This window comes from Streptomyces sudanensis (assembly GCF_023614315.1).
Lineage (GTDB): Bacteria > Actinomycetota > Actinomycetes > Streptomycetales > Streptomycetaceae > Streptomyces > Streptomyces sudanensis.
The window spans coordinates 4685001-4707054 of the sequence record NZ_CP095474.1; the positions used below are offsets into that span (position 1 = coordinate 4685001).

Below are 22054 nucleotides of genomic sequence, written 5' to 3' on the forward strand. Positions count from 1 at the left end.
CCTCCGGCCTGTCGGCCGCCGACGTCGAGCCCCTCGCCGCGGCCGTGGCGGCGGTGACGGGGCCCGTACCGGCCCGCTCCTACCGCCGACCCNNANCCGNCCNGCCGCCCGCCCCGGGCGGGCGGCACGGGGCGGGCGGCCGGAGCGGCTCTGGGTGAGGGCCGCGCCCGCCAGCACGACCAGCGCGCCGACCGGGGTGTTCCAGGCGAGCGGCTCGTCCAGCAGCGTCACCCCGGCGGCCGTGGCGACGACCGGGATGAAGTACGTCACCAGCTGGCCCGTCGTCGGGCCGACCTCCGAGACGATGCCGTACTGGACGAGCATCGCGAAGCCCGTGCCCAGGGCGCCGAGCGCGACCACCGCCAGCAGCGGGCCCACCGGGAAGGCCGTCGGCACACTGGTGAACAGCGGGGTCACCACGGCCAGCTGGGCCGTCGCGAGCATCAGCTGCGCCCCGGTCAGGGACAGGTGCGACTCGCCGCTGCCGGCCAGGGTGCGGCGTACGTAGATCCAGCCGACCGGGTAGCTCATCGAGGCGAGCAGTGCCATCGCGGTCCCCGCCGCGTCCACGCCGGAGAAGCCCTGCCAGGCGCCGAGCACCGTGAGGACGCCGAGGAAGCCGAGGCCGAGGCCGGCGACCCGGCGCCGTGTCGGGCGGTCCTCGGAGAGGGCCACCAGCGACAGGACCATGCCCCACAGGGGCGACGTGGCGTTGCAGATGCCCGCCAGGGTCGACGGGATCGTCAGCTCCGCGAAGGCGAACAGCGAGAACGGCAGGGCGTTGAGGAAGAACGCCGCCACCGTCAGGTGCGCCCACGTGCGGGCGCCGCGCGGCAGCCGCGTCCGGCGGACCGCCATGGCGGCGACCAGCACCAGCGTGCCGAACAGCAGCCGCCCGAGCGTCACCTGGAACGGCGCGTACGCGGACGTGCCCACCTTGATCAGCAGGAAGCTGAAGCCCCACACGACGGCGAGCGCGGCGAAACGCACCCGCCAGTCGACGCGCGGCGCCCGGGCGGGGGCCGGAGCCGGCGCGCCGGGACCCGCGGAGCCGGACGTTCCGGAAGGAGCGGAAGGAGCGGAAGTACGGGAGGGGGAGNGGGGACGGGGGCGCTGCACTCATGGGCGTCAGCCTGTACCGTGAAACGCTTTAGGACAAGTGAAACTTCCTCCGGCTCTCCGGTTAGCATTCCTTACATGTTGAACCTGGAGCGCCTGCGGACCCTCGACGCCCTCGCCCGGTACGGGTCCGTCAGCGCCGCCGCCGACGAACTGCACGTCACGACCTCCGCCGTCTCCCAGCAGCTGGCCAAGCTGGAGCGGGAGGCCGGCCAGCCACTCGTGGCGAGGAACGGCCGGGGCGTGCGCCTCACGGACGCCGGCCGGCTGCTCGCCGACCACGCGGCGCGCATCCTGTCGCAGGTGGCGCTCGCCCAGGCGGACATCGAAGCCCAGTGCGGCCGGGTGGTGGGGGAGGTGCGGCTGGCCGGCTTCCCGACCGCCGTGCGCGGCCTGTTCCCCCGTGCCATCACCGCACTGCGGACCGCCCATCCCGAACTGCGCGTCCGGACCAGCGAGTTGGAGCCCGAGCACGGCATCCGCCACGTCCTGAGGGGGGACGTGGACCTCGCCGTGGTGCTGGACTGGAGCAACAAGCGCCTCCCCGTCCCCGGCGGGCTCGCCCACACCGTCCTCCTGGACGACGCGGCCGACGTGGCCGTACCTGCGGGCCATCCGCTGGCCGGGCGCGCGGAGGTGGAGCTGGAGGACTTCGCCGACGACGACTGGGTCTCCTGGCCGGAGGGCGAGTTCTGCCACGACTGGCTCGTGTTCACCCTGCGCTCCAAGGGCATCGAACCGCGCATCGTCCACCTCGCCGGCGAGCACCACACCCAGCTCGCCCTGATCCAGGCCGGTCTCGGCGTGTGCGTCGCGCCCCGGCTCGGCCGCGGCCCCGTGCCCGACGGCGTCGCCCTGGTGCCCGTGCGCAGGCAGACGCGGCGGCACGTCTACGCGGTGTGGCGCGCGGACGCGGACCGGCGCCCGTCCGTCAGGGCGGCGGTGGACGCCCTGCGCGGGGCCGCCGCGGCCGTCGAGGACTGAGGGCGCGGCCCGCGACGCCGCCCGTGTGCGCGGGGCGGGGCGCCCCTCCGCCGCACCGCCGTCCGCCCGCGCGACCGGGCCGGAGCCGCTTCCCCGCCGCCGCCCGCCGGTCACCCCCGGAGCGAGGTCCTGAGGAACTCCACCTCCAGGCGCAGCTGGTTGGCCACCACCTCCTCCCGGGTGACCAGGTGCGCGGCCCCCGGCAGCGGCAGCACCGTGTGGGGCCTGCCCGCGGCCAGCAGCGCGGCCGACAGCCGGAGGGTGTGCGCCGCCACCACGTTGTCGTCCGCCAGCCCGTGCACCAGCATCAGCGGCCGGGTCAGCCGGTGCGCCCGCCCCACCAGCGACGACCGCTCGTAGTTCTCCGGCTCCACGTCCGGATGGCCCAGGAACCGCTCCTCCCAGTGCGTGTCGTACAGCCGCCGGTCCGTGGGCGCGCCGCCCGCGACCGCGGCGTGGAACACGTCCGGGCGGTCCAGGACGGCCCCGACGGCCAGGTACCCGCCGTACGACCAGCCCCGGATCGCCACCCGCCCCAGGTCCAGGGCCGGGTACCGTTCCGCCGCCGCGTGCAGCGCGTCCACCTGGTCCTCCAGGGCGGGCCCCAGCCGGTCGCCGCGCACCGCGACCTCCCAGTCCCGGCCGCGCCCCGGCGTGCCGCGCCCGTCGGCCAGCAGCACGGCGAACCCCTGCTCGGCGAACCACTGGGCGACGGCGCTCCACCAGCCGTACGCCCGCACCGCCAACTGCACCCCCGGCCCGCCGTACGGGCTGAGCAGCACCGGCAGTCGTGCCCCGGACGCCGGGTCGTACCAGGACGGCAGGTGTAGGTGGGCGCGCACCCCCCGCTCGCCCAGCGACAGCCGGGCCGCGCGGGGCCGCACGGGGGGCTCCTCGGCGAGGACCGCGATCCGGCCCGCCGGCCGCCCGCCGCGCAGCACCGACACCGAACGGCCCCCGCACGTCAGGCCGTCCAGGACGACCGCGTCCCCGCCGACCGCGGCCGTGTGCACCCCCGGCCCGCTGCTCAGCCGGCGAAACGCCCCCGCCCCGCCGGGACCGCCGCCCTCCGGGTCGTACACCCACACGTGGCGCTCCGTCGGCTCCCCGCTCCCGGTGAAGTAGACGCGCTCGCCGATCGCGCCCAGCACCTCCCGGACCTCCAGGCCGGCCGGCGAGACCGCTTCGCCGACGCGTATCGCGCGCGTCCCCTCCCGCACGTGCGGGACGACCACTGCCCCGGAGGCGGTGCGCAGCGGCGTGCCCGGCACGAGGGCCGTCCACGCCTCGTCGTGCCGCACGTCCAGCGGCCGTACGGCGCCCGTCGCCGGGTCGGCGGAGAACAGCGCCACCGTGCGCTGGTCCCGGGTCTGGAACTCGACGTACGGGCCGTGCGCGTCCCACCCGGCCGCCGTCAGGTACTCGAAGCGTCGGTCCGTCCAGGTACCCGCCGGGTGCCCCTCGGCGTCCGCCCGGGCCGGCGGGCGCACCGCGGTGCGGCGCCCGTCCAGGTGTACGACGTGGACGGTCACCCCGGCGTTCGCGGTGCCCGCCGCCGGGTAGCGCAGGACGCGCGGCGGCCTGGCCGGGTCCGCCGGGTCGGCCAGGTACCAGCGGGCGACGGGCGCCTGGTCGACGCGCGCGACCAGCAGGGCCCGCCCGTCCGGCGACCACCAGTACCCGCGCCGCCGGCCCATGGACTCGGCCGCCGCGTGCTCCGCCAGGCCGTACACCACGTCCGGCGCCTCGGGCGCGGCCAGCGGCCGGTCGCCCGCGCCGTCCGCCCCGACCACGCGCAGGGCGCCGCCGGTCGCGTACGCGACGAGGGAGCCGTCCGGGGAGGGGCGCGGGTCCACCGCCGGGCCCGCCGTGGGGAGGGGCCACGGGTCCCCGCCGTCCGTGCGCACCGCCCACAGGACGCCGCCGAGGGCGAACACCGCCAGGCGGGCCGCCCGGTCCGTCGCGTACGAGGTGATCCCCGAGGACAGGACGCGGGCGCGCTCCCGCCGGATCCTCTCCTCTTCCGGAAGCGCGTCGTCCCCCGGTCCGCCGAGCGCGGCCGGGTCGGCCAAGAGCCGTTCCTCGCCGCCCTCGAACACCCACAACCGGGCCACCGGGTCGGTACCCGAGCCGGTCCGGACGAACAACACCCGCGCACCGTCCGGCGAGACCGTGAACCGCTCCGGTGAGCCCAGCGAGAACCGCCGGGTGCGCGCGAAGGCACGGGGGAAGTCGGACACCTCCGCCGGAGGGGAGGCGGAAGGGGCGCCGGACGCGGGGGGCACGGGAGGCACGGAAGTCATGGAGGGGATCATGACAGGGTCGGACGGCATCGCGGACGGCCCGGAAAGCGGCCCGCGGACGGGCCGTCCGAGCGGAACCTCCCGGCCCTTTTTCCGGCCCGGTGCGGCCGGCGCGCTTCCGGAGGGCCGCGGCGGTCCGCCGGGCCGCGCCCTCGCGCGGGGGAGGCCCGCTCACGGCAGGAGCGGTCGGGGCCGGCGCGCTTCCGGAGCCCGTACGGCGGGACGGGGCGGCCCTTTCGCCGCACCGCCGCCTACCCGCGCGGGCCGGGCGGATCCCCACGCAGGGCGGGGGGTGGCTCCTATACACATCTCCGAGCGCCCGGCGGGCCTCCCGGCGCCGTCGGCCCCGCGGGTGCGAGGCGGCGCCGCGGGAGGGCGCCCCGGCCGGGGCGCCGCCGTACGGCCGCCGCGCGCCGGGGCCGGTCTCAGCGGTCGCCGCCGTGGAAGACGCAGCCGACCAGGGCGCCGCTGCCCATGCTGACCACCCCCACGTCCGGGTCGGTGCCGGCCCGGACGAAGCCCCCGGCGTACCCGTCCTCGCCGATGTCGCGCGCGGCCAGGTAGACGCCCCAGTTGGGGAAGAGGTCCCGCACGCCGCCGGCGCCGTCGGGGAACGGCTCGGGGGCGGGCCGCACCCGGCGCTGGACGACGAACGGCCCGTCCATCGCCGAGGCGATCCGGTGCCGCCACTCGGCGCGGTCCACCTTCCAGCCGGCGGTGATCCCGTTGCCGCCGTGCAGCAGGGTCGGCTTCAGGATCAGCTCGTCCTGGTGGGCCAGCGCGTGGGCGAGCAGATCGACCCGGTCGCCGCCGGGGTCCGTGGCGCGCGGGCGCACGTACCGCGTCCAGGGCAGGAGCCGGTCGACGCAGGCCAGTTCGGCGGTGTCGAACAGGTCGCGGTGCCGGTCGTCGGAGAGCATCGCCAGGGTGCCCTTGTTCCCGTACAGTTCGGCGTCCAGCCGGCTGCACAGGCCCACCGCGCCCCGCTCGACCGCGGCCAGCAGCGGCTCCAGCTGGGCCACCGCCACGGGGTCGGCCAGGTCCTCGGCCAGGAAGTACCGCAGGACGACGTCGACGGGACGGCCCGAGACCGCGGGGCGGCCGTCGGGGTACGTGAACTCGCCGAGGTGGCAGGCGATCCCCTCGCACCCGTGGTCGGCCAGCTTCGCGGCGAGCACCCGCAGCCGGGGCCCCACGACGGCGAAGTTCTCCGCGGTGTCCACCACGGCGACGACGGGCGGCCGGCCGTCGGGGACGTTCGCCGCGCACTCGGCGCGCAGCGTCCGCACCATGCAGGCCAGCGTGTCCTGGTAGCGCAGCCGGTGCCGCTCCACGAACTCCCGGAGCGGCGGGTGGGCGAGCATGGCCCGGTTGACGTCGGCGATCTCGAAGCCGCCGAGCGCGCTGGTGACGTTGAACTCCAGGAGCCTGAACCGCGTGCCGTCGTGGTAGAGGTCGGCCCGGCCGAGCGGGAGGAGCGCCCCGTGCCGGGCGCCGCGCGTGACCAGCGCGGACTGCAGGGGGTCCATGCCGACCGCCGCGGCCAGCGCGGCGACGCTCCCGCCGAACAGCCGCTCCGGGAGGGAGCGCAGCAGTCCGTGGACCGTGCGGAGGTCCCGTACGACGCCGTCGCGCTCGGCCCCGCCGAGGAAGGCCGGACCGTCGAGGAACCGGTCCCGGTACGCCAGCGTGAGCGCGGCGGAGGCCCGGGCGGCGGCCGTGGCGCGGCCCGCCGTCGCGTGCCCGGCGAACTCCTCCGCGTACGCGCGGCCCAGCCGCGACCTCGGCGGCGTGGGCGGGCTCGTGGTGGTCATCGTGCGTCCTCTCCCCGGCGGGCCGTACGCCGGAGCGACGCCGGCACGTCGCGGTGCCCTGCGTCCGCCGGCCGCCCGCTCAATCCGTTTCCACCGGTCGTACGTCCTGCTCGGCGGCCTGTTCGGCGCGGGTGATCCACGCGCGGCGGGCGCCCGCGAGGAGCCCCACGGCGACGAGGGCCATGACCACCGCGCCGGCGCCGAACACCACGCGGGTGCCGAACCCGGCGGCGACGACGCCGCCGGCCGCCGCGCCGAGCGGCAGCCCGCCCCAGGAGACGAGCCGGTACACGCTGTTGGCCCGTCCGAGCAGGTGCTGGGGCACCAGGGTCTGCCGCAGGACGACCACGACGACGTTCCACGTCACCGTCCCGCACGCGAAGATCGCCAGGGCCGCGCCGGCCGCGTACGCCGAGGGCGCGGCGGCCAGCACCGTCTCGCTCGCGGCGATCAGGACGGCGGTGGCGACCAGCGCCCCCTCCCGGCCCAGGCGCCCGGTCAGGGCGGGCGCGAACCGCGAGGCCAGGACGGCTCCCACGGCCTGGCAGGCGAGCAGGGCGCCGTACCCGAAGGGGCCCAGGCCGAGCACCTTCCCGCTGTGCACCACGAGCACGGCGAGCATCGCGTTGCCCGCCAGGTTGATCAGGCAGGACACCAGGGCGAGGCTGCGCAGCAGGTGGTGCGACCACAGCCACCTGGCGCCGGCCGTCATCTCCGCCAGTACGCCGGTCCTGGCCGGGGCGGGTGCGACCGGCCGGGTGCGGCGGATGCGGCCGACCAGCACGGCGGAGCACAGGAAGGTGGCCGCGTCCACGCCGAACGGCAGGGCCACCGCCGCCCCGAACATCAGCGCGCCGAGGAGCGGTCCGACGAAGCCGGCACCGGCCTCCTGGATCCCCATGATGCGGGCGTTGGCGGTGGAGAGGGTGTCCCGCGGGGTGAGGAAGGGGACGAGCACCTGGGCGGCGTTGCGGCACAGGACGTCGCCGGTGCCGAGCAGGAACATGCACGCGTAGAGCAGCGGCAGCCCGCCCCAGCCGCCGAGGGTGCCGAGGGCGAGCACGGCGAGCAGGGCGGCCCGGGCGGCGTCGACGCGGACCATCATCTTCCGGATGTCGACCCGGTCGATCAGCAGTCCGGCCGGGAGGCCGAACAGGAGGAACGGCGCGGTGAAGGCGACCGACGCCGCGCCGATCAGGCGGGGGTCGTCGGTCAGCCGGGTGGCCAGCAGGGGCGCGGCGGCGAGGGTGGCGCCGTCGCCGAGGGAGGAGACCGCGGTGGCCCACCACAACCGGGAGAAGTCGCGTCCCAGGCGCGGCCGCCGCGGGCGGACCCGGCCCACCATCGACGTGCTCATGACACGCCGCGGCAGCGGTGCGACCGGCAGTGCATTGCCTCCCCCTTCGGTCCGCCGCCCCGTCGCGGACGCTCCGTCAGCACGTCCCGTCCGCCGGGGCCCGCACGGTCGGACGCACGGGCCTGCCGAGGATAGATCGACATCGTCGGCGGCGTCGAGAGGGAAGCCGGACCCGGCGTCAGCCGGTTTCCGGACGCCCGGAATCCGGGCCGCCCGAGCGGGTCCCGGGGGACGGCGGCACCCGCCTCCCAGCGGACCACTGCCGTCCCACGCGAATCAAAATCCACGCGTCCGAGGGGGGTTTGAGCCAAAGGGTCTTCTGGTATGTTCGCCGCCGCCGGGCGCCGAATCGGCAGTCAGAGTGATGTCTGCAGGGGGAGCGCATGCCGTCGACGGGATTCCGAACACCGTGTCAGGAAGCCGTTTCCCGCCCGGGTCCGCCCGTCCCGGCGCCGTGTTCCACGGCCTGGCGGCCCCGCTCCTCCGTCCCCCCGCCGCGCGGTCCCGCACGGCGGTCCCCCCGCACATCTCCCCGGCGGCCCGCCGGCGGCGCCGGGACCGACCGGACCGGCGCACGGTCCGCGAGGACCGGCCCCCCGGTGGGGCGCCGGAACGCCGGTAGTCAGGGCTGCCCCGGGCAGCCGCGCACACGAAGGGTGAGGACATCCATGGGAATCTGCGATCCCGGTGCGGCGAGCCGTACGACCGGCGCCCGCCGCTGCCTCCCACCGCATCCGCCGACCTGCCGCCCCACCACCCGCGGAGGCATACGGTGAGCCTCCCGGCGGGCCTGGCGGGCGCCCGTCCGGAGGTCGCCGAACCGGTGGCGGTCGCCGTCATCGGCACCGGCGCGATCGGCCGGGACCTGGTGAGCAAGATCCACCGGTCGCCCGCGCTGGACTGCCGGCTGGTGGCCGGACGCAATCCGGAGTCGGCGGGCCTGCGGTACGCCGAACACCTCGGCTACCCCACCACCGCCGCCGGCATCGAGGCCGTCCTGGCGGCCGAGCGGCCGTTCGACGTCGTCTTCGACGCCACCAGCGCCGCGGCCCACCGCGAGCACTGGCCGCTGCTGGAACCGCTCGGGACGCTGGCGATCGACCTGACGCCCAGCAAGATCGGCCGGATGGTGGCACCCACCGTGACCGGGGTGTCGGCGGCGACCGGACGCAACGTCAACCTGATCAGCTGCGGCGGGCAGGCGTCCGTCCCGGTCGCGCACGCGCTCGCGGCCGCGTTCCCGGTGGCGTACCTCGAGGTCGTCTCGACCGTGGCCAGCGACGTCGCGGGCCGCGCGACCCGGCTGAACCTCGACGAGTACGTGGCGACCACCGCCCACGCCCTGACGGCGTTCTCCGGGGTGACCGACATCAAGGCGATCCTCAACATCAGCCCGGCGGTGCCGCCCGCGACCTTCCGGACGGCCGTCCACGCCCGCATCGCCGACGCCGACGCGGCGGCGGTGCGCGCGGTGGCCGACCGGGTGGCCGGGCAGGTGCGGTCCTTCGCCCCGGGGTACGAGGTCGTCGCCTGCACGGCGGCCGGCGACCGGGTGACGATCACCCTCCAGGTCACGGCGCACAGCGACGTCCTGCCGCCGTACGCAGGGAACCTCGACATCATCAACTCCGCCGCCGTCATGGTCGCCGAGCAGTACGCGACCCGGCTGGACCGGGTGTCCCGGACGGGAGCGACCCCATGAAGCACGTGCTGATCCACGACCCGACCCTGCGGGACGGCCAGCACGCCGTCCGGCACCGGCTGGAGCCGGCCGCCCTGCGCCGCTACGCGGAAGCCGCGGACGCGGCACGGATCCCGGTGGTGGAGGTCGGCCACGGCAACGGCCTGGGCGCCTCCTCCCTCCAGGTCGGAGTGGCCGCGGCGAGCGACGACGAGATGCTGTCGACCGTCCGGGAGGCGCTGCGCCACAGCCGGATGGGCGTGTTCATGCTCCCCGGCTGGGGCACCTCCGACGACCTGCGGCGGGCGATCGCCCACGGGGCCGACGTCGTCCGCATCGGCGTGCACGCCAGCGAGACGTCACTGGCCGAACGCCACCTCGGCTTCCTGCGGGACGCCGACGCCGAGGCCCACTGCGTGCTGATGATGAGCCACATGCTCTCCCCGGCCGAACTGGCCGACCAGGCCGCGCAGGCCGTCGGGTACGGGGCGCAGGCCGTGGGGATCATGGACTCCGCGGGCCACTTCCTCCCCGCGGACGTCACCGCGCGGATCGGCGCGATCGTCGAGGCGGTCGGCACCACCCCGGTGATCTTCCACGGGCACGACAACCTCGGCATGGCCGTCGCCAACTCGGTGGCCGCCGCCGAGGCCGGCGCCCTGATCGTCGACGGCTGCGCCCGCGGCTTCGGCGCCGGAGCGGGCAACACCCAGATCGAGGTGCTGGTCCCGGTGCTGGAACGGAGCGGGTTCACCACCGGCATCGACCTGTACGCGCTGCTGGACGCCGCCGACCTCGCCGAACGCGAACTCATGCCCGCGCCCCCGGTGACCGGATCGATGAGCATCGTCAGCGGCCTGGCGGGGGTGTTCTCCGGGTTCAAGCACCGGGTCGTCGAGCTCTCCGAGGCCGCCGGCGTGGACCCGCGCGACGTCTTCTTCGAACTCGGCCGGCGGCAGGCCATCGCCGGCCAGGAGGACCTGATCGTCGACGTGGTGGCGGACCTGAGCGGCCGCGGGACGGACAGCTGACGGGGCATGGACCCCCGGCCTTTCAGAAGGGAGGACAGTCGACATGGCACTACCTGACGCCGTGGCAGGCCCCAGTGGGCCGGGCGGGTCGGCGGGCGTGGAGGTCGACCGCATGTCGTTCGACGCGTTCCTGGCCACAGGCCCCCGGGGGCTGTACAAGGCCGACCGGCCGGTGGTGATCGAGCTGCCGGACAGCGTGCGGGGACTCGGCCGGGACGAGGTGGCGGCCCGCCTGGCCGAGATGACCGTCACCCTGTTCACCGAACCGGGCGACAAGAACCACCCGGGGCGCTGGGAGACCCGGGACATCAAGCTCCGCGAGTTCTTCGCGGACGAGCGGTACCTGACCGGCACCGACACCTGGCACCGGGTGGTGTCGAACATCCGCAGCAGCCCGGCCGACGTCAACGCCGTCATCGGCTTCGACGCCGAGGAGTTCTTCGGCTACGGCGACGCCCTGTACGCGGCCAACCTGTGGATCAGCCACCGCGGCGTGTTCACCAAGAACCACTTCGACGAGTTCGAGAACTTCAACATCGCACTCGAGGGCCGCAAGCGGTTCGTCATCGCCCCGCCCGGCGTACGGGACTACTACCCGCGGTCGGTACTGCGCGGATTCGGCGACAAGTCCCGGGTCTTCGACCTCGCCGACGCCGACCTGGAGCGCTACCCGAGGCTGGCGGCCAAACTCCCCCAGCGCCGCGACTTCGTCCTCGAACCCGGCCACATGCTCTACCTGCCGCTCGGCTGGTGGCACCAGGCCGAGTCGCTGGACGAGATGAACATCAACGTCAACTTCTGGCTCAAGTCGAAGAAGATCCTCCGCCGGCCGCACGTGCTCGGCGTCGCCCTGTACACGTACGCGTACCGGAGGCTCAAGGGCGTCTACAGCTACCGGCCCACCGAGGTGAACTCCTGATGAGCGAGCGCAAGACCATCACGCCCACCCACCGGTACCGCAACAACGACAGGCTCGTCGGGATCGGCAACGCCTTCTGGAACACGTCCTACGAGCACGGCGTGGCCGGCATCGTCGGCGACCTGAGGGACGGCGTGTTCCACATGCCCGACGGGCACGAGTTCGTCAACTTCACGGTCTGCTCCTACCTGGACCTGGACACCCACCCCAAGGTCATCGACGGCGCCGTCGCCGCACTGCGCCGCTTCGGCGTGCTGGACCACTGCATCCCGCGCACCCGCGTCCAGACGCCGGTGCTGCTGGAGCTGGAGGAGTCGCTGGGCGAACTGTTCGGCGCGATGGTGATCAGCGCCATATCCACCGCGGCGGCCAGCACCGGCCTGCTCCCGCTGATCGCCTCCGGGCACCTCGGCAACGGCACCCGGCCGCTGATGGTCTTCGACAAGAACGCCCACGTCTCGATGGCCAACGCCAAGCCGAACTGCGCCGACGAGACCGAGGTCGTCACCTGCCGCCACCACGACCTCGACTTCATCGAGGACATGTGCCGCACCTACGAGCGCGTCTGCTACGTAGTGGACGGCTCCGACAGCCTCGGCGGCTACGCGCCCGTCGACGAACTGGCCGAACTGCAGGAGCGGTACAACCTCCTGGTCTTCTACGACGACTCGCACTCGCTGTCCGCGTACGGCGAGCGCGGCATCGGCTACGTCCGCTCGCACTGCCCGGTGCTGGACGAGCGGACCATCACCGTGGCGACCCTGAGCAAGGGCTTCGGGGCCGGCGGCACGGCGATCATGCTCGACGGCTACCCGGAGGAGACGCGCCGGCTCGTCGAGCGGTTCGCCGGCCCGCTGGGCTACTCGCAGAAGATGAACGCCGCCGCCGTCGGCGCGGCGCTCGCCTCGGCCGAGATCCACCGCACCGAGGAACTCGTCCGGCTCCAGGGGCGCCTGCGGTCCAACATCGCGCTGTTCGACTCGCTGATCGCGACCGAGCAGTCCGGCAGCACCTACCCGATCCGGGTGGTGCCGATGACCGACGAGACGGTCGTCGACGCCGCCAAGCAGGTCTTCACGGCCGGGTTCTACACCTCGCCGGTGTTCTTCCCGATCGTCGCCCGCGGCACCGCCGGACTGCGCGTGATGCTGCGGGCGGGCCAGACCGAGGAGCAGATCAGGCGGCTCTGCTCCGCGCTGGAGGCCGCCGGGGCGCCCCGGGCGGACGCGCTGCCCGAGACGGCGGCCCGGTGACCGGCACCGCGCGGGCGATCCCGCGCAGCATCCTCTACACGCCGGCCCTGTCCCTGGACCGGGTGGTGAAGGCCTGGTCGTACGACGCGGACGTCCACCTGATCGACCTGGAGGACTCCGTACCGCCCGCCGGCAAACCGGCCGCCCGGCAGGTCTGCCGGGCCGCGCTGGAGAAGACGCCCCGTCCGGAGAACGTCGCGGTCCGCATCAACGAGCTCGGGAGCCTCGCGGCGGTGCACGACGTGCTGATGATGGCCGACAGCCCGGTGCGGCCCGGCATCGTCGTGATGACGATGGTGACCTCCGCGGCCGAGGTCGACCTGCTGCGGCGGACCCTGGCGTCGGCGGGCGCGCACCCGGAGATCTACGTGACGGTGGAGACGGTCGAGGCGGTCACCGGCATCGACGCCGTCGCGCGCTCGGCCGACGGCCTGGTGCTCGGCTCGGCCGACCTGGCCGCCACGCTCGGCGTCGACATCACCTGGGAGGCCATGCAGGCCACCCGGCAGGCGATGGCGATGGCCTGCGCCCGGTACGGCACGGCGTGCGTCGACACCGCCAACTTCCGGCTCGCCGAGCCGGCGGTCCTCACCGAGGAGACCACCCGGGTGCGGGCCCTCGGCTTCCACGGCAAGGCGACGGTCCACCCGGGCGAACTCGAGGTCATCAACCGCATCCTGCGGCCCCGGCCCGACGAACTGGAACGGGCACGCCGGGTGACGCGGGCCGTGTCGGCGGCCGACGGCGGGATCGCCGTCCTGGACGGCCACATGGTCGGCCCGCCGTTCGCCCGGCTGGCCCGCGACACCGCGGCCCGCGGGGACGCCTGGACGAATCGTTTCGGCGGCGGCCCCGACGGCGGGACCGCATGACCGCCCCGGTGACGCTCCACGCCGCCGACATGTCCGGCACCCGGCGGATGACCCGGGTGATCGACGTGCTCGGCGAGATGTTCGCGGACCTGGCCGCCGGACGGACGCGGTCCCCGGCCCGCACCGTCGTCGAGCACGGCGACCACCGCGTCCTCCTGGCCGGCACCGCCGTCTGGGAGCGGCGCGGGGTGGGCAGCGTCAAGGTCACCACCCTCACCCCCGACAACCCGGAACGGGGCCTTCCGCTCATCCACGGGATCGTCGTGCTCACCGACCTGGAGACGGGGCGGATCACCGCGCTGCTGGACGGCGCCGAACTCACCGCCGTCCGCACCGGCGCGGTCGCCGCCCTGGCGACCCGCCGGTGCACCCCCGACGACGCCGACGACCTGGCGGTGATCGGCGCCGGGGTGCAGGCAGGAGCCCTGATCCGGGCGGTGGCGGCGGTGCGCCCGATCCGCACCGTACGGATCCACTCGCGCACCCGCGCCGGCGCCGAGAGGCTCGCCGAACGGGTCCGCGGCACCGCGCCGGCCGTCCGGGCGATCGTCTGCGACACCGCCCGGGACGCCGTACGCGACGCGCCGATCGTCTGCACGGCCACCTCGACCGCCGGCACCGCACCCGTGGTGGAGGCGGACTGGGTGGCCCCCGGAGCGCACGTGAACGTGATCGGCGGAACCCACCCGGACGCCGTCGAGCTCGACCCGTCCCTCCTGGCCGGTGCCGTGGTCCTCGTCGAGGACCGGACCGCGGCGCTGGACGGCGCGGGCGAGGTCCGGGCCGCCCTGGCCCGCGGGCTGATCACCGCCGGGGACCTGCGCGAACTGGGCGAACCGGCCGACCGGGCCGAAGCCGTCGAGCGGACCTCGGTCCTGCGCACGGTCGGGATGGCCATCGAGGACACCGCCGCCGCGCTGGCGCTGTCCGAGGAGCACGGCGCGGCCGGGCCGGTGGACGGCCCGCCCGCCGCGGCGACGGAGGAGGGAGCACCGGATGGACGTGTATGAGGACCCCGGTACGGCACACGGGCACCCGTGGTTCGGCCGCCACCGGCTGCGGCCCGCCGCACCCGCGGACACCATCCGGCGGATGCTGCGGCACGAGCTGCGGGACACCGGCTGGCCGTACCAGCCGGTCCTCCCCGCGGCGCCGATGGCGATCCCGCGCGCGGCCTACGCCGAGGTCTTCCGGGTGAGCGTCGCCCTGGTCGAACTGCTGCGCCGCACCGCCCTGGAGACCGGCCCCACCACCGCCGCCAGGCTGGCCGCCTACCGCATGCCCGCCACCGAGGACCGGCTGTGGACGCGCGACCCGTTCACCGAGGAGCGGTACGCCGACTTCGTGGTCCGCCCGGACCTGGTCATCGGCCCCGACGGGCCGCGGTTCCTGGAGTTCAACGTCAGCGGCGCGCTCGGCGGCGTGGTGGAGACGCACAGCCGCCTGGCGGTGTGGCGCAGGCTCCACGCCGACGAGGCGGGGCGGACCCCGTTCCGCTCGCCGGATCCGTTCGCCGTGCGCGCCGCCGCGTTCCGGTCGCTCGCCGAGGAACTGGCGCTGGCGCCGCGGGTGGCCGTCGTCGGCAGCTCCCGGGTGGCCGGCGTGCAGCGGCGGTACTTCGAGACGGAGGCCGACCACTACGAGAGCCACGGCCTGACCGCGCGCTTCTTCGAACCGGAGGAGCTGCCGGAGGCGTGGGACTGCGCCCCGCACCTGCGCCACCCGATCGGACTGCGGAACTTCACGATCCCCGACTGGCTTCAAGCGGGCGTCGACACCGCGCCGGTCCAGGACGCCCTGGACAACGGCTGCCTGCTGGTGGGCACCCAGACGTCGACCTTCCTGCACAGCAAGCTCACCATGGGCCTGCTGTCGGAGGGCCGGCCCTGGATGACCCGGGCCGACCGCGACCTCGTCGACCGCTACCTCCCCTGGACGCGGGTCCTGTCGGAGCGGAAGACCGGCCGCGAGGGCCGGCAGGTCGACCTGGTCCCGTTCGTCCTGGCCAACCGGGAACTGCTGGTGCTCAAGGCCGGCCTCGGGGAGTGCGGGAACGAGGTGGTCATCGGCCGCGAGACCGACCGGGCCGCGTGGGAGTCCGCCGTCGCCGGGGCCGTCGAGGACGGCACCAGCATCGTGCAGGACTTCGTGCGGCCGCAGACCTGCCGGGTCGCGCTGATCGCCGACGGCTGCGACGAGCCGTACGACGCCGACGTCGCCCCGGTGCTGGGACCCCTGGTGTTCGGCGGCCGCCCGGCCGGGCTGTTCTGCCGGTTCTTCGGCGACGGTTCCGCCGGGATCGTCAGCGTCCGGGGACGGGCGAGCAGCTCCGACAACGTCATGGTGGCCGTCTGACGCGACGGCACCGCCCCTTCCCCCGACACCACGGAGTGAGACCGCATGACCCTGCGCCGAGTCAAGGACAACGAGTACGTCGAGGAGCACGGCGGGGACTACGAGGACTTCGAGCCCGGCATGGTGATCCGGCACTGGCCGGGCCGCACCCTCTCCGAGGCCGACAACACCTGGCTGACCCTGCTGACGATGAACCAGCACCCGCTCCACTTCGACCGGCACTACGGCGCCGGGGCCGAGTACGGGAAGGTCCTGGTCAACAGCGGCATCACCCTGTGCCTGGTCGGCGGGATGACCGTACAGGCGCTGTCGGCGCGGGCGGTGGCCAACCTGGGCTGGGACAGGGTCCGCCTCAAGGACCCCGTCTTCGTCGGCGACACCCTCTACGCGACGAGCCGGATCCTCGGCAAGCGGCTGTCCCGGTCCCGGCCGGGCCAGGGGATCGTCACGGTGGAGACCACGGGCACGAAGTCGACGGGGGAGACCGTCATCGTCTTCGAGCGGTCGTTCATGGTCCGCTGCCGCGAGGCGGCGGCCCCGCCGGAGGAGTGACCCCGGCAGACGCCCGGGACGTCACTCGCGGGCGTCCCGGCACGGCGGCATCCGATGGCCGCCAGTCCGTTCGACAGGGGTACGCACGACGGGTCGATCTGACAGGATATCCGGCATGACGAGCGAGAATCAGCCCAAGGCAGGCCACCGCGGCACCCCCACCAACACCGCCTTCCGCGAGTTCATGGCCTCCGGATGGGCCGCCTCCGACGACCGCCCGCCCACCCCCCGCGCCGAGGCCGCCGACCACGCGGCCCGCCGGCGGGAAGCCCTGTCCCAGCGGTTTCCCGGCGAGCGGCTCGTCATCCCCGGCGGCGGTCTGAAGGTACGCAGCAACGACACCGACTACACCTTCCGGCCGCACACCGCCTTCGCCCACCTGTCCGGGCTCGGCGCCCAGGCCGACCCCGACAGCGTCCTCGTGCTGCACCCCCGCCCCGAGGGCGGGCACCACGCCGTCCTGTACTTCCGCCCGCCCGCCCCGCGGGACACCGAGGAGTTCTACGTCGACTCCCGGTACGGGGAGTTCTGGGTCGGCTCCCGCCCGACCGTCGCGGACGTCGAGTCGCAGCTCGGCCTCACCGCCCGCCACATCGACTCCCTCGCCGACGACCTCGCCAAGGACGACGCCGCCCGGCTGCGCGTGGTCCGGTCGGCCGACCCGCAGCTCGCCGAGCTCGTCGACGCCACCCGCGCCCAGGCGGGGACGACCCTCTCCGCCGAGCAGCAGGAGGAGGCCGACCAGGAGCTGGCCCGCCACCTGTCCGGCATGCGGCTCCTCAAGGACGAGTGGGAGGTCGGCGAGATGCGCAAGGCGATCGCCGCCACCCACAAGGGATTCGAGGCGATCATCGCCACCCTCCCCGAAGCCGTCCGCAAGGGGCGCGGCGAGCGGTGGGTCGAGGGCATCTTCGGCCTGTACGCCCGGCACGAGGGCAACGGAGTCGGCTACGAGTCGATCTGCGCCTCCGGCGACCACGCCAACACCATCCACTGGACGAGGAACACCGGCGACGTCCGCGAGGGCGACCTCATCCTGATCGACGCCGGCATCGAGGTCGACTCCCTGTTCACCGCCGACATCACCCGCACCCTCCCGGTCACGGGCCGCTTCACCGACGTGCAGCGCAGGATCTACGACGCCGTCTACGAGGCGCAGCAGGCCGGCATGGCGGCGGTGAAGCCCGGCAACAGGTTCAGCGACATCCACGCCGCCGCGAACGAGGTCATCGCGCGCCGCCTGCACGAGTGGGGCCTGCTCCCCGAGGGGGTCACGCTCGAGCAGACCCTCGACCCGGAGCGCGGCGGCTGGCACCGCCGCTGGATGGTCCACGGCACCTCCCACCACCTGGGCATGGACGTCCACGACTGCCAGCTCCTGCTGCGCGAGGAGTACATGGACGGCGAGCTGAAGCCGGGCATGATCCTCACGGTCGAGCCGGGCCTGTACTTCAAGGCCGACGACCTCCTCGCCCCGGAGGAGTTCCGCGGCATCGGAGTGCGCATCGAGGACGACGTGCTGGTGACCGAGGACGGCTGCGAGAACCTCTCCGCCGCGATGCCGAGCACCTCCCACGAAGTCGAGGAGTGGATGGCGCGCGTCTTGGGCTCCGCGGGCGCCTGAACATCCCGGTGGGGCCGCTGCCCGGCCTCGCCCACCGCCCCGCGCGCCCGCCGCTCTCCGCCGGTCCCACCGCCGTCACGGGACCGGCGGCCGGGCGGGGGCGAGCGCGACACCGCCGGCCCCGCGACCCGTCCGGTCGCGGGGGCCGGCGCCGTCCCGCCGCGCCGTCCTGCCGGGACGCCGCCGCCCCGCCGCACACCGGAGGAGCGGAACCCCGGTGGTGGCCGGTGGCCCCGAGGGGGCCGCACACGCCGCGGCGCGGCCGGGCCCGGAACGTACCGGAGGCCGCAGGGCCCACCGCCGGAGCGTGCGGGTCCCTCACCCGAGGTCCCGTCGGGTGAACCGCCCGTACGCCGCGATCGCGACCGGCAGCAGGTACACGGCGAGCGCGGCGAACGCCTGGGTACCGGTGGTGCCCCGGTGCATCGCCACGCACGCCGCCCGGCCCAGGCAGTCCGTGCGGTCGACGTCCAGCAGGAGGCGTTCGTTGAGGGCGGCGAAGGCGATGCCGGAGAGGTGGTACTCGGTCAGCGAGGGGAGGTAGTCCTGGAGGAGCCGTTCGGCCGCCACCAGGTACACGAGGGTGATCCCCAGGGCCGCCACGGTGCCCCGGGTGAGCATGCCCAGGGTATCCGAGCAGGCCGACCAGCCCGACGAGCAGCGCCCCGCGCAGTGTGATGAGGGCGAGGACCTGCCAGAACGCCCCGTCGGCACCCTCCAGGCTGCCCCGTCGCCGCCCGGTCCAGACCAGCATGGGCACCAGGGCACCGGCGACGAGGAGCGCGATCAGCGCGGTACCGGCCGCCACGAGGGCACCGCGCACCGCGAACAGGCGCGGACGGCGGGGCTCGACGGTGGCGAGGACGAGCAGGACGCGGGAGGACCAGTCGGCGCCGCCGCTGCGGATGCCGAGGACCAGGGCGGCGACGGCCAGGCCCGAGAGGACCGTCCTGAGGTCCGTGAACACCGCTTTGGCGAAGAGGTAGCGGGGGTCGTCGAAGAACGTGCCCACCGGCGGGACTTCGGCCGTGGGGATGCCGCGGGCGGCGGCGTCGGCGAGGTACCGGCGGTGGGCCCCCTCGGCGGCCCGCCAGGCGCTCGCGGTGTCGGTGTGGTGGGCGAAGTAGGCGGCGGCGACGTACAGGACGAGCGCGAGGGGAAGCGCGTAGAGCGCGTGGCGGACCGCGGCGGGGCTCAGCAGGCGCCGGAGTTCGGCTGCCACGAGGCGGCGCAGGGGCAGGGGCGGTGCCATCAGCCCAGATCCGTCCGGGTGGAGCGCCAGAGGGCGAGAGCGAGGACGGGGACGACGTGGAGCGCGATGCCGACGAGTCCGTCGGCGTGGGTCAGGTCGACGTGCGCCGCCTCGCAGCCCGGCCCGGCGACGCAGTCGGATTCGATCATCGGGATCACGGGTTTCTCGTTGAGGACGGCGAAGGCGAGGCCGGTCATGTCGTACTCGGCGAGCCGGGGGCCGCGCCCGCCGAGGACCCGCTCTGCCGCGGCCAGGTAGAGGAAGGCGGCGCCGAGGGCGGTGGCGGCGCGCCGGGTCAGCGTCGCCAGTGCGTACCCGAGGAGGCCGAACAGGCCGCAGAGCAGGACGCCGCGCAGGTACAGGCTGCCGAACGCGGCCCAGAAGCCCCCGTCCGTCCCGGTTGTGCTGCCGCGGAGCCAGGCGGCGAGGAGGAGGAGCGGAACCAGCAGGGCGCCGGTCACGGCCGCCGCCGCGGCGGAGGTTCCCGTGACGAGCAGGGCACGGGTGCCGAACAGCCGACCGCGGCGCGGCTCGGCAGCGGCGAGGGTGAGGACGACGCGGGAGGTCCAGTCCGCGCCGCCCGCCACGATGCCGAAGAGGACGGCGCCGGCGGCGAGGGCGGTGAGCGCCGTGCGGAGGTCGCCGAAGGCGAGTGTGCTCATGAGGTAGCGGGGCTCGTCGTAGAAGAGCCGGGACGTGACCCCGTCGTTCATGGGCAGGCCGTAGTGGACGGCATCGGCCCGGACCTGGGCGAACCGGGCCTCGGCGGCCCGCCAGGCGGCGGCGGTGTCGGTGTGGTGCAGGGCCAGCTTGGACAGGCCGAACAGGGCGGTGGCGGCCAGGAACGCGGCCGCGGCCCACCGGACGGCGCGGGGCGCGAACAGGCGGCGCAGCTCGGCGTGCAGCAGGCGGCGCCAGGGGATCGGGCGACGGTCGTCAGTCATGCCGGGTCTCGCCCCGATCGGCGTCCGCCGCACGGATCGCCCGGATGTAGACGTCCTCCAGCGAGGCGGACCGGTGGTGGATCCCGTCCGGGTAGATGTCGTGCTCGGCGAGGATCCGCAGGACGGCGGGGACACGTTCGCCGGTCTCCACCCTCAGCTCGGCCGGGTCCCGGGAGCCGTCGACGGTGCCCACGCGGATTCCCCGGCCGGTGAGCACGGCGCGGGCGGTGTCGCGCAGGGAAGCCGGTCCGGGCAGCCGGAGGACGACGTGATCGGACGCGCCGCCCACCAGGCGGGACAGTTCGCCTTCGGTGATGACGCGCCCGTGCCGGACGATGGTGACGTGGTCGCAGACGAGTTCCACCTCGGCCAGGATGTGCGAGGAGACGAGCACCGTCATGCCCCGGTCGTCCCGCAGGTGCGTGAGCAGGGGGCGCAGATCGCGGATCGCCTCCGGGTCGAGGCCGTTCATCGGCTCGTCCAGGACCAGCAGGTCCGGCGAAGGGAGCAGGGCGGCGGCGACACCGAGGCGCTGCTTCATCCCGAGTGAGTATCCAAAGTAGGCGCGCCGGGCGTCGCGCGTGAGGCCGACGAGGTCGAGCACCTCCGCGACGGTGCTCTCCGGAACGCCGTGCAGGGCGGCCAGCAGGCGGAGATTGTGCTCCCCGGTGAGGGACGCGGTGAAGGCGGGGCCCTCGATGAGCGCTCCTGTGCGCCGGGCCGCGAGGTGCTGGCAGCGGGGGAGTTCGTGGCCGAAGGCCCTGATCCTCCCCGAGTCGACCCGGACGAGTCCGAGGAGGGCCTTCAAGGCGGTCGTCTTGCCGGACCCGTTGGGGCCGAGGAGCCCGACGACGGAGCGTGCGGGAACCGACATGGAGAAGCGGTCGAGCGCCGTCTGGTACCGGCCGCGCGAGGTGCGGTACCGCTTCACCAGCGAGTCGAGCCGTGCCAGCGGTTCGCCGGAGTCGAGCGACGTCACGCGCCCACCGTTCCGGTGACCGGTTCCGGGAAGGTGACGGCGCAGTAGCCGGTGCGGTTGCCGTCCTTCCAGGACTTCTCGTCGAAGGGCAGCAGCTGCATGCCGATACGGCTGCCGCGCGCGGCGGCCACGAGCGGCTCCAGGATCGGGTCGCAGGCCTTGGTGAGCTGTCCGACGAGCGTGTTCCGCCCCGGGAACGGCGCATCCGGTCCGCCGGGAACGCGTACTTTCGCGAGAACCTCGAAGCGGTGCGGGGTGGCGCAGTCGACGACGCCCACCGGTTCGGCGGCGGTGACGGCTCCGTCGTCGTTGGAGCACATGCCCGCGGTGAGGGAGGAGAAGGGGACCGGTCTGCCCGTCGGCAGGCCCTTCACGGGGTCGGCCGGCCTGCTCGGCGCAGGCGCCGCCTCTTCCGGTACGCCGCCCCCGGTGGTGGCGCAGCCGGCGACGGACACCACGGCGGCGACGGCGACCAGCCGGAGGAGTAAGGAACGACCCATGTGCTCATCCCCTTCGAGAAAACGGACGTGCCCGGGCGGGACGCGCCGCGTCCCGCCCGGCCATCGCGACGGCAGCCGGTCAGCAGACGCGGGTGCCGTGGAGGGAGTCCCACGTGTCGCCGTCGCTGCCGCCATTGTCGTCGGCGTACCAGTCCACCACGAGGTTCCCGCCGGGGTTCGCAATCCGGCCGACGGCGGCATCGCCGACGGCACCGGGGCGAGCACCGTCGGCCGGACCGGCCGGCGCGGGTGCAACGCGCCCGCCCGGGCGTTCTCGCCACACCGAAGGGGGAACCGTCCGGCGAGGACCCGCGACCGAGCCGGCCCGCGGCCCGCATCGCGGTCTTCGAACAGGCCGAGAACCGGCACGGCACGTGCAGGCCGCACGGCGAACTCGGCCACCGGTGTCCCGCCGGGTGCGGAACCGGCTTCGCGGTCCGACCGCCGCGCCGGAGGTGCCCGTCGAAGCCGAGCAGGCCCGGGGGCCCTCTCCCGGTACCGGGCCGGACATCCGG

18 protein-coding genes are annotated in these 22054 nt (G+C 74.8%); 10 read left to right on the forward strand and 8 right to left on the reverse strand.

Annotated elements, in window-relative coordinates; genetic code table 11:
- Positions 1-103: 103 nt before the first annotated feature.
- A partial coding sequence (locus MW084_RS21705) for a DMT family transporter (RefSeq protein WP_275563851.1) occupies positions 104-1099 on the reverse strand: 996 nt, incomplete at both ends.
- Positions 1100-1197: 98 nt separating this feature from the next.
- Between MW084_RS21705 and MW084_RS21710 the strand changes: the two genes are divergently transcribed.
- A complete protein-coding gene (locus tag MW084_RS21710) occupies positions 1198-2103 on the forward strand; it encodes a LysR family transcriptional regulator (RefSeq protein WP_010469047.1) in 906 nt (301 codons plus the stop codon).
- Positions 2104-2213: 110 nt separating this feature from the next.
- Here the strand turns inward: MW084_RS21710 and MW084_RS21715 are convergent, their stop codons facing one another.
- The 3 genes from MW084_RS21715 to MW084_RS21725 all read right to left on the reverse strand — a co-directional run bounded on the left by MW084_RS21715 (position 2214) and on the right by MW084_RS21725 (position 7577).
- Positions 2214-4406 (reverse strand): S9 family peptidase, encoded by a 2193-nt coding sequence (locus tag MW084_RS21715; RefSeq protein WP_010469046.1) that lies wholly within the window; start codon positions 4404-4406, stop codon positions 2214-2216.
- Positions 4407-4831: 425 nt separating this feature from the next.
- The gene (locus tag MW084_RS21720; RefSeq protein ID WP_010469045.1) at positions 4832-6220 is read right to left on the reverse strand and encodes a hypothetical protein; all 1389 of its coding nucleotides are present in this window, start codon (positions 6218-6220) and stop codon (positions 4832-4834) included.
- Positions 6221-6299: 79 nt separating this feature from the next.
- Positions 6300-7577 carry an MFS transporter gene (locus MW084_RS21725; protein WP_050986725.1) on the reverse strand — a complete coding sequence of 426 codons (1278 nt, stop codon included), beginning with the start codon at positions 7575-7577 and terminating at the stop codon, positions 6300-6302.
- A 772-nt stretch (positions 7578-8349) separates the two neighbouring features.
- Between MW084_RS21725 and MW084_RS21730 the strand changes: the two genes are divergently transcribed.
- The 9 genes from MW084_RS21730 to MW084_RS21770 all read left to right on the forward strand — a co-directional run bounded on the left by MW084_RS21730 (position 8350) and on the right by MW084_RS21770 (position 17864).
- Positions 8350-9279 carry an acetaldehyde dehydrogenase (acetylating) gene (locus MW084_RS21730; RefSeq protein WP_010469041.1) on the forward strand — a complete coding sequence of 310 codons (930 nt, stop codon included), beginning with the start codon at positions 8350-8352 and terminating at the stop codon, positions 9277-9279.
- Positions 9276-10289 carry a 4-hydroxy-2-oxovalerate aldolase gene (gene dmpG, locus MW084_RS21735; protein WP_010469039.1) on the forward strand — a complete coding sequence of 338 codons (1014 nt, stop codon included), beginning with the start codon at positions 9276-9278 and terminating at the stop codon, positions 10287-10289. Before MW084_RS21730 ends, dmpG begins: the two co-directional genes overlap by 4 nt.
- Positions 10290-10332: 43 nt before the next feature.
- Positions 10333-11208, forward strand: a complete 876-nt coding sequence (locus MW084_RS21740; RefSeq protein ID WP_202947913.1) for a cupin-like domain-containing protein — start codon at positions 10333-10335, stop codon at positions 11206-11208.
- Positions 11208-12461 carry an 8-amino-7-oxononanoate synthase family protein gene (locus tag MW084_RS21745; RefSeq protein ID WP_010469034.1) on the forward strand — a complete coding sequence of 418 codons (1254 nt, stop codon included), beginning with the start codon at positions 11208-11210 and terminating at the stop codon, positions 12459-12461. The genes MW084_RS21740 and MW084_RS21745 overlap by 1 nt, the downstream gene beginning before the upstream one ends.
- Entirely contained in the window at positions 12458-13333 is an 876-nt protein-coding gene (locus MW084_RS21750) for an HpcH/HpaI aldolase/citrate lyase family protein (protein WP_010469033.1), read from the forward strand. The genes MW084_RS21745 and MW084_RS21750 overlap by 4 nt, the downstream gene beginning before the upstream one ends.
- The gene (locus tag MW084_RS21755) at positions 13330-14343 is read left to right on the forward strand and encodes an ornithine cyclodeaminase family protein (RefSeq protein WP_010469031.1); all 1014 of its coding nucleotides are present in this window, start codon (positions 13330-13332) and stop codon (positions 14341-14343) included. The genes MW084_RS21750 and MW084_RS21755 overlap by 4 nt, the downstream gene beginning before the upstream one ends.
- A complete protein-coding gene (locus tag MW084_RS21760) occupies positions 14330-15688 on the forward strand; it encodes a hypothetical protein (RefSeq protein ID WP_010469028.1) in 1359 nt (452 codons plus the stop codon). Before MW084_RS21755 ends, MW084_RS21760 begins: the two co-directional genes overlap by 14 nt.
- Positions 15689-15733: 45 nt before the next feature.
- Positions 15734-16240, forward strand: coding sequence for a MaoC family dehydratase (locus MW084_RS21765; protein WP_010469026.1), 507 nt, complete (start codon positions 15734-15736; stop codon positions 16238-16240).
- A 115-nt stretch (positions 16241-16355) separates the two neighbouring features.
- Complete coding sequence (locus tag MW084_RS21770) at positions 16356-17864, forward strand: aminopeptidase P family protein (protein WP_010469024.1); 1509 nt, start codon at positions 16356-16358, stop codon at positions 17862-17864.
- A 318-nt stretch (positions 17865-18182) separates the two neighbouring features.
- Here MW084_RS21770 and MW084_RS21775 read toward each other — a convergent pair whose 3' ends face one another.
- The 4 genes from MW084_RS21775 to MW084_RS21790 all read right to left on the reverse strand — a co-directional run bounded on the left by MW084_RS21775 (position 18183) and on the right by MW084_RS21790 (position 21539).
- Complete coding sequence (locus tag MW084_RS21775; RefSeq protein WP_010469022.1) at positions 18183-18485, reverse strand: hypothetical protein; 303 nt, start codon at positions 18483-18485, stop codon at positions 18183-18185.
- Positions 18486-19115: 630 nt separating this feature from the next.
- Entirely contained in the window at positions 19116-20060 is a 945-nt protein-coding gene (locus MW084_RS21780) for a hypothetical protein (RefSeq protein WP_010469020.1), read from the reverse strand.
- Positions 20053-21039: an ATP-binding cassette domain-containing protein gene (locus MW084_RS21785; RefSeq protein WP_010469018.1), complete on the reverse strand. Its 987-nt coding sequence runs from the start codon at positions 21037-21039 to the stop codon at positions 20053-20055. Before MW084_RS21785 ends, MW084_RS21780 begins: the two co-directional genes overlap by 8 nt.
- Entirely contained in the window at positions 21036-21539 is a 504-nt protein-coding gene (locus tag MW084_RS21790) for a septum formation family protein (RefSeq protein ID WP_010469016.1), read from the reverse strand. Before MW084_RS21790 ends, MW084_RS21785 begins: the two co-directional genes overlap by 4 nt.
- Positions 21540-22054: the final 515 nt, after the last annotated feature.

Bases quoted from the DNA above. Each gene is read 5' to 3' on its own strand.
- MW084_RS21710 (WP_010469047.1), top strand. From the start codon at position 1,198: ATGTTGAACCTGGAGCGCCTGCGGACCCTCGACGCCCTCGCCCGGTAC.
- MW084_RS21715 (WP_010469046.1), bottom strand. From the start codon at position 4,406: ATGACTTCCGTGCCTCCCGTGCCCCCCGCGTCCGGCGCCCCTTCCGCC.
- MW084_RS21720 (WP_010469045.1), bottom strand. From the start codon at position 6,220: ATGACCACCACGAGCCCGCCCACGCCGCCGAGGTCGCGGCTGGGCCGC.
- MW084_RS21725 (WP_050986725.1), bottom strand. From the start codon at position 7,577: ATGAGCACGTCGATGGTGGGCCGGGTCCGCCCGCGGCGGCCGCGCCTG.
- dmpG (WP_010469039.1), top strand. From the start codon at position 9,276: ATGAAGCACGTGCTGATCCACGACCCGACCCTGCGGGACGGCCAGCAC.
- MW084_RS21740 (WP_202947913.1), top strand. From the start codon at position 10,333: ATGGCACTACCTGACGCCGTGGCAGGCCCCAGTGGGCCGGGCGGGTCG.
- MW084_RS21745 (WP_010469034.1), top strand. From the start codon at position 11,208: ATGAGCGAGCGCAAGACCATCACGCCCACCCACCGGTACCGCAACAAC.
- MW084_RS21755 (WP_010469031.1), top strand. From the start codon at position 13,330: ATGACCGCCCCGGTGACGCTCCACGCCGCCGACATGTCCGGCACCCGG.
- MW084_RS21760 (WP_010469028.1), top strand. From the start codon at position 14,330: ATGGACGTGTATGAGGACCCCGGTACGGCACACGGGCACCCGTGGTTC.
- MW084_RS21765 (WP_010469026.1), top strand. From the start codon at position 15,734: ATGACCCTGCGCCGAGTCAAGGACAACGAGTACGTCGAGGAGCACGGC.
- MW084_RS21770 (WP_010469024.1), top strand. From the start codon at position 16,356: ATGACGAGCGAGAATCAGCCCAAGGCAGGCCACCGCGGCACCCCCACC.
- MW084_RS21775 (WP_010469022.1), bottom strand. From the start codon at position 18,485: ATGCTCACCCGGGGCACCGTGGCGGCCCTGGGGATCACCCTCGTGTAC.
- MW084_RS21780 (WP_010469020.1), bottom strand. From the start codon at position 20,060: ATGACTGACGACCGTCGCCCGATCCCCTGGCGCCGCCTGCTGCACGCC.
- MW084_RS21790 (WP_010469016.1), bottom strand. From the start codon at position 21,539: ATGGGTCGTTCCTTACTCCTCCGGCTGGTCGCCGTCGCCGCCGTGGTG.